Source organism: Streptomyces sp. NPDC002845, from assembly GCF_053591955.1.
On record NZ_JBSFUU010000003.1, the window covers coordinates 117,191 to 132,647 of the forward strand.

The 15,457-nt window shown below is 71.6% G+C and carries 12 protein-coding genes and 1 pseudogene; 8 read left to right on the forward strand and 5 right to left on the reverse strand.

Features of this window, described 5'->3' with window-relative positions; all coding sequences use genetic code 11:
* Positions 1-224 precede the first annotated feature (224 nt).
* The gene (locus ACWD3C_RS03000; RefSeq protein WP_451139400.1) at positions 225-707 is read left to right on the forward strand and encodes an ATP-binding protein; all 483 of its coding nucleotides are present in this window, start codon (positions 225-227) and stop codon (positions 705-707) included.
* Between the two features lie 123 nt (positions 708-830).
* Here the strand turns inward: ACWD3C_RS03000 and ACWD3C_RS03005 are convergent, their stop codons facing one another.
* Together ACWD3C_RS03005 and ACWD3C_RS03010 are read right to left on the reverse strand one after the other, a co-directional pair.
* The gene (locus tag ACWD3C_RS03005; protein ID WP_451139402.1) at positions 831-1,874 is read right to left on the reverse strand and encodes a DUF2637 domain-containing protein; all 1,044 of its coding nucleotides are present in this window, start codon (positions 1,872-1,874) and stop codon (positions 831-833) included.
* A 313-nt stretch (positions 1,875-2,187) separates the two neighbouring features.
* Positions 2,188-3,036 (reverse strand): (2Fe-2S)-binding protein, encoded by an 849-nt coding sequence (locus tag ACWD3C_RS03010; protein WP_451139404.1) that lies wholly within the window; start codon positions 3,034-3,036, stop codon positions 2,188-2,190.
* Between the two features lie 163 nt (positions 3,037-3,199).
* Between ACWD3C_RS03010 and ACWD3C_RS03015 the strand changes: the two genes are divergently transcribed.
* Positions 3,200-4,066: a GntR family transcriptional regulator gene (locus ACWD3C_RS03015; protein WP_451139406.1), complete on the forward strand. Its 867-nt coding sequence runs from the start codon at positions 3,200-3,202 to the stop codon at positions 4,064-4,066.
* Between the two features lie 101 nt (positions 4,067-4,167).
* Here the strand turns inward: ACWD3C_RS03015 and ACWD3C_RS03020 are convergent, their stop codons facing one another.
* Positions 4,168-4,926 carry a hypothetical protein gene (locus tag ACWD3C_RS03020; RefSeq protein ID WP_451139408.1) on the reverse strand — a complete coding sequence of 253 codons (759 nt, stop codon included), beginning with the start codon at positions 4,924-4,926 and terminating at the stop codon, positions 4,168-4,170.
* A 166-nt stretch (positions 4,927-5,092) separates the two neighbouring features.
* A complete protein-coding gene (locus ACWD3C_RS03025; protein ID WP_451139410.1) occupies positions 5,093-6,784 on the reverse strand; it encodes a PucR family transcriptional regulator in 1,692 nt (563 codons plus the stop codon).
* Positions 6,785-7,172: 388 nt separating this feature from the next.
* Here ACWD3C_RS03025 and ACWD3C_RS03030 point away from each other — a divergent pair, with 388 nt between their 5' ends.
* The 5 genes from ACWD3C_RS03030 (at position 7,173) to ACWD3C_RS03050 (ending at position 13,962) form a co-directional block, all read left to right on the forward strand.
* On the forward strand, positions 7,173-8,063 hold the full coding sequence (locus ACWD3C_RS03030; protein ID WP_451139412.1) for an FAD binding domain-containing protein: 891 nt from the start codon (positions 7,173-7,175) through the stop codon (positions 8,061-8,063).
* Positions 8,063-8,638: a (2Fe-2S)-binding protein gene (locus ACWD3C_RS03035; protein WP_451139414.1), complete on the forward strand. Its 576-nt coding sequence runs from the start codon at positions 8,063-8,065 to the stop codon at positions 8,636-8,638. Before ACWD3C_RS03030 ends, ACWD3C_RS03035 begins: the two co-directional genes overlap by 1 nt.
* Positions 8,639-8,643: 5 nt before the next feature.
* The gene (locus tag ACWD3C_RS03040) at positions 8,644-11,070 is read left to right on the forward strand and encodes a xanthine dehydrogenase family protein molybdopterin-binding subunit (RefSeq protein WP_451139416.1); all 2,427 of its coding nucleotides are present in this window, start codon (positions 8,644-8,646) and stop codon (positions 11,068-11,070) included.
* A 230-nt stretch (positions 11,071-11,300) separates the two neighbouring features.
* Positions 11,301-12,758, forward strand: a complete 1,458-nt coding sequence (locus ACWD3C_RS03045; RefSeq protein ID WP_451139418.1) for an NCS2 family permease — start codon at positions 11,301-11,303, stop codon at positions 12,756-12,758.
* A 34-nt stretch (positions 12,759-12,792) separates the two neighbouring features.
* Positions 12,793-13,962 carry an XdhC family protein gene (locus tag ACWD3C_RS03050; RefSeq protein WP_451139420.1) on the forward strand — a complete coding sequence of 390 codons (1,170 nt, stop codon included), beginning with the start codon at positions 12,793-12,795 and terminating at the stop codon, positions 13,960-13,962.
* A 244-nt stretch (positions 13,963-14,206) separates the two neighbouring features.
* Here the strand turns inward: ACWD3C_RS03050 and ACWD3C_RS03055 are convergent, their stop codons facing one another.
* The gene (locus ACWD3C_RS03055) at positions 14,207-14,869 is read right to left on the reverse strand and encodes a class I SAM-dependent DNA methyltransferase (RefSeq protein ID WP_451139422.1); all 663 of its coding nucleotides are present in this window, start codon (positions 14,867-14,869) and stop codon (positions 14,207-14,209) included.
* A gap of 233 nt (positions 14,870-15,102) precedes the next feature.
* Here ACWD3C_RS03055 and ACWD3C_RS03060 point away from each other — a divergent pair.
* Positions 15,103-15,457: pseudogene (locus tag ACWD3C_RS03060) on the forward strand (hypothetical protein); the annotation flags it as partial.

Below are 15,457 nucleotides of genomic sequence, written 5' to 3' on the forward strand. Positions count from 1 at the left end.
CCTTCGTCCGTCACACGCCTTCATCGCGTACGGCCGGATCGGCAGCCGGGTATGGGCAGTTGGGCCCGGTCGGGGCCGTCGGCCGACTGGCTGACTGTGGGCGTTTGAACGCGTATGGCGGGTGGTTGACGATTCAGCATGACTGTCGCGTTCCGGACGGGGCATGGATCCCGTGAACGTGTTCGAGCAGGAGGGGAATCGACATCGGCGTGCGGGCGGGGGTCATGAAGAGGCAGGCACGAGGGGGCGGTCCCCTGGCGATCGGGGGCTCCTCGGCGGAGACGGTGGAGGAAACGGCCGACAGCGTGACGGACCCGTCCGGCGCCGGACAGCTCAGGCGCAGACTCGGGCGGGGTGACCTGCGGGCGGTGCCCGAGGCCCGGCGGGCGCTGAGGGAGCTGCTACGGCACTGGGGACGGCCCGGAAAATCGGACATAGCCGAGCTGCTGACCAGCGAGCTCGTCACCAACGCACTCATCCACACCGACCACGACGCGGTCCTGACGGCCACGGTGTCCCCGCGCGGACTCCACGTGGAGGTACGGGACTTCGTGGGACGCAGGCCCAAGCCGCAGGTGCCGAACGCCGACGACAGTACGCACGGCCGGGGCCTGATCCTGGTGCAGTCCCTCGCCGACGCGTGGGGTGTGCGGCCGCACGGCGTGGGCAAGGCGGTGTGGTTCGAGCTGAACACGGGGACGGCGTAGAGGCCGCCGTACGAGACGGGAACGGCACTGGTACGGGACCGGTACGGGACCGGAAACGGGATGGGGGCGCGGCCGTGGCGCCGCGCCCCCATCCCGTAACCCCGTGTCAGGAGTGCGTTCGTTCTAGCCCCACTGCTGCTCCAGGTCCTTGAGCTTGCGCTCCAGGGAGTCGAGTCGCGGTAGGGCCATTGTGTCGTCCTCCGCGGTGAGGTCGACGGTCATCGACTTGTCAGAGCCGCTGCGGACGGGCTGCAGGGAGGGGCGGGTGCGGACGGGCAGCTGTTCCGCGCCGGATATGGCAGGCTCCGAGGCGACCGGGGCGGGGGCCCGCTCGACGGTCGTGACGTCCATCTGCCGGGCACCCGCGCGGCCGGGGAGACCGCGGTGGCCGCGGCTGATGGCCTTGAGGTGCGCGCGCTCCAGCTTCTGCTGCTCGCGCTGACGCATACGGTCCTGCTCCTTCTGACGACGGTCCTCGCGCACCTCGTCCACGGCCTCGTCCAGGCTGCGCACGCCCTCCAGGAGCATCAGCGACCAGGCCTTGTAGGTCTCGCGGGGCGCCCGCAGCCAGCGGACGATACGGATCTGCGGCAGCGGGCGCGGGATCAGGCCCTGCTCGCGCAGCGCGGCACGACGGGTCTGCTTCAGCGCGCGGTCGAACAGCACCGCCGCGGAGAGGGACATGCCGGCGAAGAAGTGCTGGGCGCCCTCATGGCCGAGGCCCCGGGGCGCGTGCACCCAGTTGAACCAGGCCGCGGCGCCCGCGAAAGTCCACACGAGTATGCGGGAGCCGAGCGCCGCGTCACCGTGGCTGGCCTCGCGCACCGCGAGCACGGAGCAGAACATGGCCGCGCCGTCCAGGCCGAACGGGACCAGGTACTCCCAGCCTCCGGAAAGGTTCAGGTTCTGTCGGCCGAATCCGACCAGTCCGTGGAAGGAGAGCGCCGCGGCGACCGCGGCGCAGCAGAAGAGAAGAACGTAGGAGGCCGTGCCGTAGACGGCCTCCTTGCGCCTGCGGCGCTCCTCGCTGCGCTCCCAGGAGTCCTCGGTCTTCGCGTGCTCCCCGGACCGCTTGCCGCGCGCGAGCACCGCCACCGCCGCCAGCATGCCCAGGAGCAGTACGGCGCCCGGAAGCAGCCAGTTCAGCGATATGTCGGTCAGTCTCATTGGGGTCCCTTGCATTGGGATAGGGCGTAACGCCCGCCATAGTGGCCCAATCCCCTCGGCCCTCAGGGGGTTTCGGGGCAAGAGACCGCCAAGGAAGTGCAAGAAGATGCGCAAGGCGGCATTCTGCTCGAACTGCCGCGCGAGGGACGGGAGTTGAGTGCGAGTGAGATTACCCGTTCGGGTGGTTCCTCGGAAAGTTCCTGCGAAAAGTGAGGAAGTTGTGAACCAGTTGTAACCCGAGGGGTGCCCACTCGGAGTTGATCTTACGCCACAAGGCTCGGGCGGCTGTTCGGGGGTCCCCCTCGACGGACGGTCAACCGGTGGCGGCGCCCGTCAACTTGGCGACACGGTCGGCGTCGCAGGTGCGCGGGCAGGTTGCGCAGGTGTCCTCGGGGCGCACCGTGTAGAACATGCAGCAGCTCGCCCGGTCGCGGGTGGGCAGGGACTCGCCGTTCGGCCCGGTCGGCTCGCGGAAGGCCGCGGAGCCGACGTGCGGCCGCGTGGCGCCCGGCAGCAGCAGCTCCAGCTCGCGCCGCGCCCGCTCCTCCTCGCCGAGGAGGTGGGCGACGTACCGGATGCCCTCGACGACCTCGTCGGTCGCCATGCCCCACAGGGCGTGCTCGCGCCGCCGCATGTGCGGTCCGAAGCCGCCGAGGACCGGTTCGATGTGCTCGGCGCCCGCCGCCCGCCGCCCGGCGCTCAGCGCCTCCTCGTCCGGTACGACCCGCGCGCCGGGCAGGTCCGCCGCCGGGGCGTCCGGCAGGCAGGCGAACGTGTCGGTCCGTACGGCCGTACGGCCCTGGACGCGCTCGTACGCGACGTGCTCCGCGGGCAGGCGGGGCGCCCGGCGGACCAGGAACCAGGGGACCGTGAACAGCAGGCAGGCGGGCCAGGCGTACCGGTGCAGGCCGAAGCTCGCGATGACGTCCGGGCGGCCCTTCTGCCTGTAGTCCCGCAGCACCTGCGCGTCGTCCCACGCGAGGAACGCGTCGAGTTCCGCCCCGCCCGCCGCGAGCCCCGCGGCCCCGGCCCAGCCGTCGCCCCGGGGGAGCGCGTCCGCGCGGGACAACTCCGTCACGCTCGGCCCCGGATGGACCTCGGCCAGACGGGCATAGGCGTCCGCCGTGGCTGAGGCGCGCGAAGCCGGGGTCGGGTGGGGCATGGGGTACCACCGTTTCACGGTCGTTGACAGGTAAGGCTTACCTTACTCAAGGTGATCGAGGTTTGAACTGACGGCATGTGCGCCTATGGTGCTTTACGACCGGTAACAACCCCTCGTACCGACCCAAGCGCCCCCATGTACCACCGAGCCCGGAGGAGGACCCGTGGAGCAGGCCGAACCCCGCGCGCGTGCCGCCTCCCAGCCGGGCGCCCCGGACCGGCATACGGCGGCCGCCCGGGTGCCGGCGCAGCCGGGGCCGGCCGATGTGGACCGGGAGCGCCGGGCCGCGGCGGACGGTACCGCCGCCCGGGGTGAGCACACCCACAGCGAGACGCCCATCCCGAGCCCCCGTACGCGGGAGGAGCCGCGGGCCGGGCAGGACGCGTCCCGTGCCATGGGCCGGCCGGTCGTGCAGCGGGCCTCCGTCCGCGGCCAGATCCTCGACGCCCTGCGCGCCGCCCTCGCCGCCGGGGAACTCACACCGGGCGAGGTGTACTCGGCCCCCGTGCTCGGTGAGCGCTTCGGCGTCTCCGCGACCCCGGTGCGCGAGGCCATGCAGCAACTCGCCATCGAGGGCGCCGTCGAGGTCGTACCGAACCGGGGCTTCCGCGTGGTCCGGCGCGGCGCCCGCGAGCTGGCCGAACTCGCCGAGGTCCGCGCCCTGTTGGAGGCCCCGGTCATCCTCCGCCTCGCCCGCACCCTCCCCGCCGACCGGTGGGCCGACCTGCGCCCCCTCGCCGAGGAAACCGCCCGCGCCGCCTCCTCCGGCTGCCGCATGACCTACGCCGAGGCCGACCGCGCCTTCCACCGCGGCCTCCTCGCCCTCGCGGGCAACGACCAGCTGGTCCACATCGCCGACGACCTCCACCGCCGCACCCAACTCCCCCTCACCCCCGGCCCCGCCCCCTCCGCCCGCACCGAACTACTGGCCGACGCGGCGGAACACATCGCGTTGCTGGACGCGTTGTGCGCACAGGACTTGGAGGCGGCGAGCTGTCTGGTCGAGGGCCACTTCAGGAGCGCCGTTTAGGGGCGCGGGGCTGTGACATTGTGCGGCTCCGCCGCGTGGGCGCGACCGGCCACATGCGGCCTACAGCCAACGCACTACAACGGCCCCTACGGCGCTCACCGTCAAACAGTCGCGGCCGGCGGAGCCAACTGCCCCGCCAACCACGTAGGCACACCCCCCAGCAACCGAAACAACCGCCGCGCCTCATCCCGAAGCCGCGAAGCCTCCGGCTCGCTCTCCGCATCGGCCAGCGACGCCAGCGCCGGCGCCGTACCGACGAGGTACCCCAACTCCTCCCGAATCCGGAGCGATTCGGAGAACCCGTGCCGCGCCTCCGCCAACTCCCCGTCACGCAGGGCGAGTCCGGCAAGGTGCCGCCAGGTGAAGGACAGCAGCAAGGGGTCGTCAAAGGCGGTCGCGCCCGCATGGGCGCGGCGGTAAGCGGCGCGAGCCGCCTGCGGGGAGTCCGTGAGGTTCTCGGCGAGGAGCCCGCGGCGGAAGTCCAGCAGGGCCCGCCCCGGCGCGCCCGGGGCGATCAGCGCCGCCGCCCGGCCGAGTGCCGCCCGCGCCTCGTCGGCGCGATCGCGGACGCCGAGCAGCGTGGACGCGTACGCCAGCTGCCCCCGCTCACACGCGGCCGCGCCACGCTCGTCGTCGCTGCGGGCCTGGGCCTCGGCCGTGCGCAGCGCGTCCTCGGCCTGCTCCCAGCCCTGCTCGGTGTAGAGGCAGCGCTCGACGAGGAGCGAGGCGCGTTGGAGCGAGGCCGATGGTGTGGTCGGTTGGAGAAGCGCTGCCGCGTCGGCCCAGCACGCGCGTGAGCGCAGCCGCCATACCGCGGTCTGGAGTGGATCGTCACCTGCGGTCGTTCCGTTACCAGACATGGCGGTATGCGCCACGTTGCCCTCCCCGAGCACGCCATTGAGCTGTTGAGTGGTGGGCGCATCTCAGCATGAATGGCCGGGCCGGGCCAAGAGGGTGGGTGAAAGATTTCACAAAGTCATGGGGTGGACACGGCACTTGATGTCACCTGTCCACTGGCCCGTCGCCTCAGCTCATCCGCAACGCGAGGAAGAAATCCAGCTTGTCCTCCAGCCGCGAGAGATCACGACTCGTCAACTGCTCGATACGGCCCACCCGGTACCGCAGCGTGTTGACGTGCAGGTGGAGGCGGGCAGCGCAGCGCGTCCAGGAGCCGTCGCAGTCGAGGAACGCCTCCAGCGTCGGGACCAGCTCGGCGCGGTGGCGGCGGTCGTAGTCCCGGAGCGGGTCCAGGAGCCGGGCGGTGAAGGCGCGGCGTACGTCGTCGGGGACGAAGGGGAGGAGCAGCACGTGCGAGGCCAGCTCCTGGTGGCCCGCCGCGCACACCCGCCCCACGCGCGCCGCCGCGACCCGGCGGGCGTGCCGGGCCTCCTCCAGGGCGCCCCGCAGCCCCTCGGCCGAGTGGACGGCCGCGCTGACGCCGAGCGTGAGCCGCCCGTCGTCGTTCAGGCCGGCGGTCAGCGGGTCCCGTACGGTCCGAAGGAGCGTGTCGGCGAGGATTCCGGTCTCGGAGCCGTCGTGTTCGGCGGACACCGCCGGAAGGGGGACGAGGGCGATCGCCTCCGCACCCATGTGGGCGACGGCGATACGGTCCGAGGGCTCGGAGCCGGTCGCCAGCGGGTCGACGAGGATCTCCTCCAGCAACGACTGGGCGACCGGGCCGCCCTCGATGCCTCCGCCGTCCCACTCGACGCGGGCCACGACCACCTGCCAGTGCGGTGCCGCGCCGAGCCCGGGCAGCAGCACCGGCGCGGCCACCCGCAGCCGGGCCGCGATCTCCGCGGGCGCCGCGCCCGCCTGCACCAGCTCCAGCACCTCCTGCGCGAGCCGCCGCCGTACCGTACGGGCCGCGTCCCGCCGGTCCCGCTCGACCGCGATCAGCTGGGTGACGCCGTACAGCAGGTCGAGCCGCTCCTCGGCCCAGTCCCCGGCGTCGGCCTCGACCGCGAGCAGCCAGTCGGACAGCACGGTCTCGCGCAGGTCCCGGGAGCCCTGCCCGGCGGCCCCGATCCGGCCGATGCTGCGGATCGGGAACAGGGAATACGTCAACGAGGGTGCGGCGCCCACCGCCACCCGGTGCGGGGCCCGCCGTCCCGTACGGCCGGCCGCCAGGTGCTCGGCGGCGAGCCTGGCGCACACGTCGGCGGGCAGCGCGGCCCCGGAGACCTTCGGGCTCGCGATGGGGCGCCCGGTCGGCGAGAGCACCCAGGCCCGCAGGTCCAGGTCGGAGCCGAGCAGGTCGAGGACCACGTCCGGGCCGCCGCCCGCCGGGCCCGAGGTCATCATCCGGCGGTGCCGGTCCACCACGGCCGCCAGGTCCCCGGCGCGCTCGCCCGAGACCTGCCGTACGACGTGCTCGGTGATCGTCGCGAACGCCACCGACTCGTTGACCGCGAACAGCGGCAGCCGGTGCCGGGCACAGGCCACGACCAGGTCCTCCGGGATGTCCCCGAGTTCGGCCTCACCGGCGGCGAGGGCGGCGACCCCGGCGCCCACCAGAATCCGTACGAACGGATCCGAGTCGGCGGCACCGTGGCGCCAGGCGAGCCCGGTCAGCACCAGCTCGCCGCCCGAGAGGTAGCGGCTGGGGTCGCGGAGGTCCGTCGTCATCACCCCGCGTACGGTGCGGTCGAGCTCGTCCTCGCCGCCGAGCAGCCGCAGGCCCAGCGCGTCGGTGTCCAGCAGTGCGCGCAGCCGCATGTCTCGTCGCCGCCGTTCTTGTCCGGAAATCTTCGTTCGGTCAGGGGGTGAGGGCCCGGTGGGCGGGACCTCGGGCTCCGGGAGCGGGCCCGCGCCGACCGGGGGAGAGTGGATTCCGGCCGCCGGGGCGATGTCCTGGTGTTTCGGTATGTGTGCTGCTTGTTGCCAGGGAGAAACGAGGAGGTTTCTGCCGACCTCCGTTCATACGAATCTACAAGATGGGCGCCCTGGCCAGCCAACTCCTTCATGTTTTCCGTGACTGACTGCGGCACCGGACACCGCTGTGTACTGGTGTCACTCCCCATGAACAGCACATGAACGAGCCAGGCCCGCCGCACCCGAACTGGCTCGATCGGAACGACCCACAAGACGAAGAAGAGAGCCGGTCATGGACTTCCTTCGCCCCGCCAGCTGGGAGGAGGCGCTCGCCGCGAAGGCCGAGCACCCCACCGCTGTGCCGATTGCGGGCGGCACCGATGTGATGGTCGAGATCAACTTCGACCACCGTCGGCCCGAGTACCTCCTCGACCTGACCCGCGTCGGCGACCTCTACGAGTGGGAGACCGGCGAGGAGAGTGTGCGGCTCGGGGCCTCGGTCCCGTACACCCGGATCATGGAGGACCTGCGAGCCGAGCTCCCGGGCCTGGCCCTCGCCTCGCACACGGTCGCCTCCCCGCAGATCCGCAACCGCGGCGGCGTCGGCGGCAACCTCGGCACCGCCTCCCCGGCAGGCGACGCCCACCCGGCCCTCCTCGCGGCGGGCGCCGAGGTCGAGGTCGAGTCCGTACGCGGCTCCCGTCTCATCCCGATCGACGACTTCTACACCGGCGTGAAGCGGAATGCGCTGGCGCCCGACGAGCTGATTCGCGCCGTCCACATCAACAAGGCGGACGGGCCGCAGCAGTACTCGAAGGTCGGCACGCGGAACGCCATGGTGATCGCCGTCTGCGCCTTCGGCCTGGCACTGCACCCGTCGTCACGCACGGTCCGTACCGGCATCGGCTCGGCCGCGCCCACGCCCGTGCGGGCCAGGGCAGCCGAGGAGTTCCTCGACGCGGCGCTCGAAGAGGGCGGCTTCTGGGACAACGGCAAGATCATCACCCCGTCGGTCGCCAAGGAGTTCGCGGAGCTGTGCTCCGCCGCCTGCAACCCGATCGACGACGTTCGCGGCACCGCGAGCTACCGCCGCCACGCGGTCGGCGTCATGGCCCGCCGCACGTTGATGTGGACCTGGGAGTCGTACCGCGGCGCCGCCGCCGTCACGGAGGGAGTCGCCTGATGCGCGTCAATTTCACGGTCAACGGTCGTCCGCAGGAAGCCGACGACGTGTGGGAGGGCGAGAGCCTGCTGTACGTGCTGCGGGAGCGGCTCGGTCTGCCGGGGGCGAAGAACGCCTGTGAGCAGGGTGAATGCGGGTCCTGCACGGTCCGGCTCGACGGCGTTCCGGTGTGTTCGTGCCTGGTCGCGGCGGGCCAGGTCGAGGGGCGCGAGGTCGTCACGGTGGAAGGGCTGGCGGACTACGCGAAGCGGCGCTCCTGCGGCACGGGTGCGTGCGGTGGTACGTCGATCGACGAGGCCCAGCGGTGGCAGGCGAAGGGGACCGGCTCCCAGACCGGCGAAGGTGTCGAACTCTCCCCGATCCAGCAGGCGTTCATCGACGCCGGTGCCGTCCAGTGCGGCTTCTGCACCCCGGGGCTGCTGGTCGCGGCCGACGAGATGCTGGAACGGACCCCGAACCCGTCCGACGCCGACATCCGCGAGGCGCTCTCGGGCAACCTCTGCCGCTGCACCGGCTACGAGAAGATCATGGACGCGGTCCGCCTGGCGGCCACCCGGCAGGGAGAGGCGGTCTGACACCGATGCCCACCATCGGCGCTCCCACCAAGATCACGCAAGGTTCCCGGACCAAGGGCGGCATCGGCGAGTCCACACTCCGCCCCGACGGCACTCTCAAGGTCACCGGCGAGTTCGCGTACTCGTCCGACATGTGGCACGAGGACATGCTCTGGGGGCAGATTCTGCGCTCCACGGTCGCGCACGCCGAGATCGTGTCGATCGACACGAGCGAGGCCCTCGCGCAGGCCGGCGTCTACGCCGTCATGACGTACGACGACCTGCCGACCGACGTGAAGAACTACGGCCTGGAGATCCAGGACACCCCGGTTCTCGCCCACGGCAAGGTCCGCCACCACGGCGAGCCCGTCGCGATCGTGGCCGCCGACCACCCGGAGACCGCGCGCCGCGCCGCCGCCAAGATCAGGGTCGAGTACCGCGAACTCCCGGTCGTCACCGACGAGTCGAGCGCCACCGCGCCGGACGCACCCCTGATCCACGAGGGCCGCGCCGACCTCCCCCAAGGACCTACGACAAGCTCCGGTCCAGGGGGGACCCCCATCTCCGGTCACGTCCCCCACCCGAACATCCTTCACCGTCAGCCGATCATCCGCGGCGACGTGGCGGCGGCCCGCAAGCGCGCCGACGTCATCGTCGAGGGCGAGTACACCTTCGGCATGCAGGACCAGGCCTTCCTCGGCCCCGAGTCGGGTCTCGCCGTCCCCGCCGAGGACGGCGGAGTCGACCTCTACATCGCCACGCAGTGGCTCCACTCCGACCTGCGCCAGATCGCGCCCGTCCTCGGCCTGCCCGAGGACAAGGTCCGGATGACGCTGTCCGGTGTCGGCGGCGCGTTCGGCGGTCGCGAGGACCTGTCGATGCAGATCCACGCCTGCCTGCTCGCGCTGCGCACGGGCAAGCCGGTGAAGATCGTCTACAACCGCTTCGAGTCCTTCTTCGGCCACGTCCACCGCCACCCGGCGAAGCTGTACTACGAGCACGGGGCGACGAAGGACGGCAAGCTGACGCACCTGAAGGCCCGGATCGTCCTCGACGGTGGCGCGTACGCCTCCGCCTCCCCGGCCGTCGTGGGCAACGCCGCCTCGCTCGGCGCGGGCCCGTACGTCATCGACGACGTCGAGATCGAGGCCTACGCCCTCTACACCAACAACCCGCCCTGCGGCGCCATGCGCGGCTTCGGCGCGGTCCAGGCGTGCTTCGCCTACGAGGCCCAGATGGACAAGCTGGCCGCGAAGCTGGGCATGGACCCGGTCGAGCTCCGGCAGCGCAACGCGATGTCGCAGGGCACGCTCCTGCCGACCGGGCAGCAGGTCGACTCACCCGCCCCGGTCGCCGAACTCCTGCGCCGCGTCAAGGCCATGCCCATGCCGCCGGAGCGCCAGTGGGAGAGCTCCGAGGGCGCGGACGTACGGCAGCTGCCGGGCGGCCTGTCCAACACCACGCACGGCGAAGGCGTCGTCCGCGGGGTCGGCTACGCGGTCGGCATCAAGAACGTCGGCTTCTCCGAGGGCTTCGACGACTACTCGACCGCCCGTGTCCGCATGGAGGTCGTGGGCGGCGAGCCGGTGGCCACCGTGCACACGGCCATGGCGGAGGTCGGCCAGGGCGGGGTCACCGTCCACGCCCAGATCGCCCGCACCGAGCTGGGCGTCACCCAGGTGACGATCCACCCGGCGGACACCAAGGTGGGCTCGGCGGGTTCGACCTCGGCCTCCCGCCAGACGTACGTCACCGGCGGCGCCGTACGGAACGCGTGCGAACTGGTACGCGAGCGGGTCCTGGAGATCGGGCGCCGCAAGTTCGGCTCGTACCACCCGGCTTGGGCCACGGCCGAGCTGCTTCTGGAAGGCGGCAAGGTCGTCACCGACGGCGGCGAGGTCCTCGCCGACCTGGTGGACGTACTGGAGGACGAGTCCGTCGAGGTCGAGGAGGAGTGGCGGCACCGGCCGACCGAGCCCTTCGACCTGCGGACGGGACAGGGCTTCGGCCACGTCCAGTACAGCTTCGCCGCGCACCGCGCCGTCGTCGAGGTCGACACCGAGCTGGGCCTGGTCAAGGTCATCGAACTGGCCTGCGCCCAGGACGTCGGCAAGGCCCTCAACCCGCTGTCCGTCGTCGGCCAGATCCAGGGCGGCACCACCCAGGGCCTGGGTGTCGCCGTCATGGAGGAGATCATCGTCGACCCGAAGACCGCGAAGGTGCGCAACCCCTCCTTCACGGACTACCTCATCCCCACGATCCTCGACACGCCGACCATCCCTGTCGACGTGCTCGAACTCGCCGACGACCACGCCCCGTACGGGTTGCGCGGCGTCGGCGAGGCCCCCACCCTGTCGTCGACTCCGGCCGTCCTGGCGGCAATCCGGAACGCGACGGGCCTGGAGCTCAACAGGACGCCGGTACGCCCCGAACACCTGACGGGAACGGCGTAGTCGTGCCGCCGCTGTCGCTGTGGGCATGCGTTCCGCCTGGGGCGGAACGGGTGGGCACGGCGGCGGCCACACCGATGCCGGGCAACAGCTCCACCCAACGGCCACCCGGCACCGGCTCACGTCCAGTACCACGCTTCGTCTCGGGCCGTCCCCCGGGTCGTGCACCTTCCAAATCCCGTAATTGCCCAGGCAATCCGCGGGTGCCCCTGTGAACCTTGGGAGATGGCACCATGACCCAGCAGTCACTCGAGCCCAGGACCGCCGCCGACGACGCGGGCGAAGGAACCCGCGTCCCGGCCGGACGGTCCTGGCTCGACCGGTACTTCCACATATCCCGGCGGGGATCCTCGGTGGCCCGCGAGGTCCGCGGCGGCGTCACCACCTTCATGGCGATGGCGTACATCCTGCTGCTCAACCCGCTGATCCTGTCCGGCGAGGACGCGGCCGGCGCCACACTCGGCCAGAAGGGCCTGATCACCGCGACTGCGCTCGCGGCGGCCGCGACCACCCTGCTGATGGGCTTCGTCGGCAAGGTGCCGCTCGCCCTCGCCGCCGGCCTCTCCGTCTCCGGTGTCATCGCCTCGCAGGTCGCGCCCCAGATGACCTGGCCGCAGGCCATGGGCATGTGCGTGATGTACGGCGTGGTCATCATGCTGCTGGTCGTCACCGGCCTCCGCGAGATGATCATGAACGCGATCCCGCTGGCCCTCAAGCACGCGATCACCATGGGCATCGGCCTGTTCATCGCCCTGATCGGCTTCTACAAGGCCGGTTTCGTGCACCAGGGCGAGGCGACCCCGGTCACCCTCGGCCCGGCGGGTGAACTCGCCGGCTGGCCGGTCCTCCTCTTCGCCGCGACGCTGCTCGCGATCTTCATGCTCCAGGCGCGCGGCGTCCCCGGCGCGATCCTCATCGGCATCGCCGCCGGCACCGTTCTCGCCGTGATCCTCAACGCCCTGAACGTCGTCGACCCCGAGCAATGGGCGAGCGGCGCGCCGGAGCTGCACGGCAGCGCGGTCTCGATGCCGGACTTCTCGCTCTTCGGCGAGGTCGAGTTCGGCGGCTGGGGCCAGGTCGGCGCGATGACGGTCGGCATGATCGTCTTCACCCTCGTACTCGCCGGGTTCTTCGACGCGATGGCCACGATCATCGGTGTCGGCACGGAGGCCGGACTCGCCGACGAGAAGGGCCGGATGCCGGGCCTGTCCAAGGCGCTGTTCATCGACGGCGCGGGCGGCGCGATCGGCGGCGTCGCGGGCGGCTCGGGCCAGACGGTGTTCGTGGAGTCGGCGACCGGGGTCGGCGAAGGCGCCCGTACGGGCCTCTCCTCCGTCGTCACCGGCCTGTTCTTCGCCGCCTGCCTGTTCTTCACTCCGCTGACGGCGATCGTCCCCGGCGAGGTCGCGGCCGCGGCCCTGGTGGTGATTGGCGCCATGATGATGATGAACGCCCGGCACGTCGACTGGGCCGACCGGGCTACCGCCATCCCGGTCTTCCTGACCGTCGTGATCATGCCGTTCACGTACTCGATCACCGCGGGTGTCGCGGCCGGAGTCATCTCCTACGTCGCCATCAGGATCGCCCAGGGCAAGGCCAGGGAGATCGGCGCGTTCATGTGGGGCCTGACGGCGATCTTCCTGGTCTTCTTCGCCCTCAATCCGATCGAAAGCTGGCTGGGCGTCCACTGACGCCCGCCGCCTATCTGCCTACTGGGAGACCGAGATGCTGGACATCGCCGAAGAGCTGAACCGGTGGGTGTCGCAGGGACGCGACTTCGCCGTGGCCACCGTGGTGGCCGTCGGCGGCAGCGCGCCCCGGCAGCCCGGCGCCGCGCTCGCAGTCGACACCGCCGGCACGGCGGTCGGCTCGGTCTCCGGCGGGTGCGTGGAGGGGGCCGTGTACGAGCTGTGCCGACAGGCGCTCCAGGACGGGCAGCCGGTCCTCGAACGCTTCGGCTACAGCGACGAGGATGCCTTCGCCGTGGGGCTGACCTGCGGCGGGATCATCGACATCCTCGTCACTCCGGTACGGGCGGGCGACCCCGTCCGTCCGGTGGTCACGGCCGCGCTGTCCGCCGCCGCCCGCGGGGAGGCGGCGGCGGTGGCACGGATCGTGACCGGCCCGGCGGAACTGGCGGGCCGCGCGCTAGCCGTCCGCCCCGACGGCTCGTACGACGGCGGATTCGGCGCCCACCCCGAGCTGGACCGCACCGTGGCGGAGGAGGCGCGCGCCTTCCTGGATGCCGGCCGTACCGGCACCCTGGAGATCGGAGAGCAGGGCTCTCGCTGCGGAGCACCGCTCACGGTATTGATCGAGTCGTCCGTGCCCCCGCCCCGGATGATCGTCTTCGGCGCCATCGACTTCGCCTCCGCGCTGGTCCGGATCGGCAAGTTCCTCGGCTACCACGTCACCGTCTGCGACGCGCGCCCCGTGTTCGCCACGCAGGCCCGCTTCCCCGAGGCCGACGAGATCGTGGTCGAGTGGCCGCACACCTACCTGGAGCGCACCGAGGTCGACACCCGTACGGTCCTGTGCGTCCTGACCCATGACGCCAAGTTCGACGTACCCCTGCTACGACTCGCCCTGCGGCTCCCGGTCGCGTACGTCGGTGCCATGGGCTCCCGCCGGACACACCTCGACCGCAACGAGCGGCTGCGTGAAGCCGGCGTCACCGAGCTGGAGCTGGCGCGGCTCAGATCTCCCATCGGCCTCGACCTCGGCGCCCGTACCCCCGAGGAGACGGCCCTGTCCATCGCCTCGGAGATCGTCGCCAACCGGCGGGGCGGGAGCGGCGTTCCGCTGACCGGGGCGCACACACCGATCCACCACGACCTGACGTCGGATGCGGCGCCGGCGTCGGCGCCGGTGGGGCGGATCGGGTCGGTGGCCTGAGCGGCGACGCGGCTGCGCAGGGGGACGGTGAACGCGTCCAGTTCTGCGAGCCGACACGGGAAGGGGGCGGCGGGGAAGGCCTCGGCGGTGGACAGTGCGCCTGTCTTCTGTGGGCCTTTCGGCCGGTCCCCGTACATGGGCGTTGCGGCCGCTGCCGGACGCGGCGGTCACTTGGGCCGCGACGGCGGAGAGACTGCTGGGGCCCTCGGCCGTGTGCCCCCTCTTCGGGCGAAACTGAGCGCTGCTACTCGGCTGGCTTGCGGGCCAGCAGATAGGCCTGCGGGGACTTCTCGTAGGGCCCCTCGGCCGCCCTCACCAGCCGGGCGACCTCGACGAAGCCGGCCTCGCCGAGCAGCCCGGAGACCTGCTCGGGCGGCACCCAGTAGACGTCGAGGTCCAGGTCATGGCCGTATGCGTGCGAGAGGTGGATACGTTCGTCGCCCGCCTTGAAGGCCATGAGCAGATGCCCGCCGGGAGCCAGCACGCGGTGGAACTCCGCGAAGAGGACCAAGAGTTCCTCCGGTGGAGTGTGCACGGTGGAGTACCAGGCGACGGCGCCCGCGAGCGACTCGTCCTTGAGATCGAGGCCGGTCATCGACCCGACCTCGAATCTCAACCCCGGATACGCCGCCCGCGCCACCGCGACCATTTCCGGCGACAGGTCGAGCCCGAAGACGTCCAGCCCGAGTGAATCCAGGTGGATGGTCACCCGTCCCGGCCCACACCCCAGATCCCCGACCGGCCCACCTCCCTCGGCCAGCACCCGCTCGGCGAACACCCCCAGCATGGCCCGGTCGAACGGGGCGTCCGCGAGGTGGTCCCGGAGGAGTCTGTCGTAGTCGACGGCGACAGTGTCGTAGGAGGCGCGGGTGGTCCGGAGGTGTGAGTGGTCTGGGATGTCGGTCATGGTGCGGGACTGTAGCCGGGGGGTCTGACAACGGGGCCACGGCACGGGAAGACCGGCCCTGGCCGGGGCGGTGCGGGGGAGGACGAGATACCGGCGCACGGGTGTCTCCGTAACCCGAGTGAGCGCCCTGGATGGTGGGACGGCGAGGAATGGCTGACGTTGGATCACGTCAAGGCCGGGTCGATTCAGCTGACGAGGTGTCGGCTGCCCGGCTGCGACGGAAGGATTGTCAGATGCGCTCTGCCCGCATGCTCCTCGCCACCGCGACGGCCACGGCCGCCCTCGCGATCGGCGCGCCGGCCGCCTACGCCGAGGCGATGGGTGACTGGGACCACGAAGACACTTCCCACAGCAAGGAGCTCGACAAGGACCGTAAGGAGCACGACAAGGACCGCAAGGACTCCCCCCGTGGCGGGATGCACACGGGTGGCGGAGCGCTGACCGCGGTGAACGGGGACGACTGGGACACCGCGAAGGACGGCAAGGAGCTCGGCAAGGACCGTAAGGAGCACGACAAGGACCGCAAGGACTCCCCCCGTGGCGGGATGCACACGGGTGGCGGAGCGCTGACCGCGGTGAACGGGGACG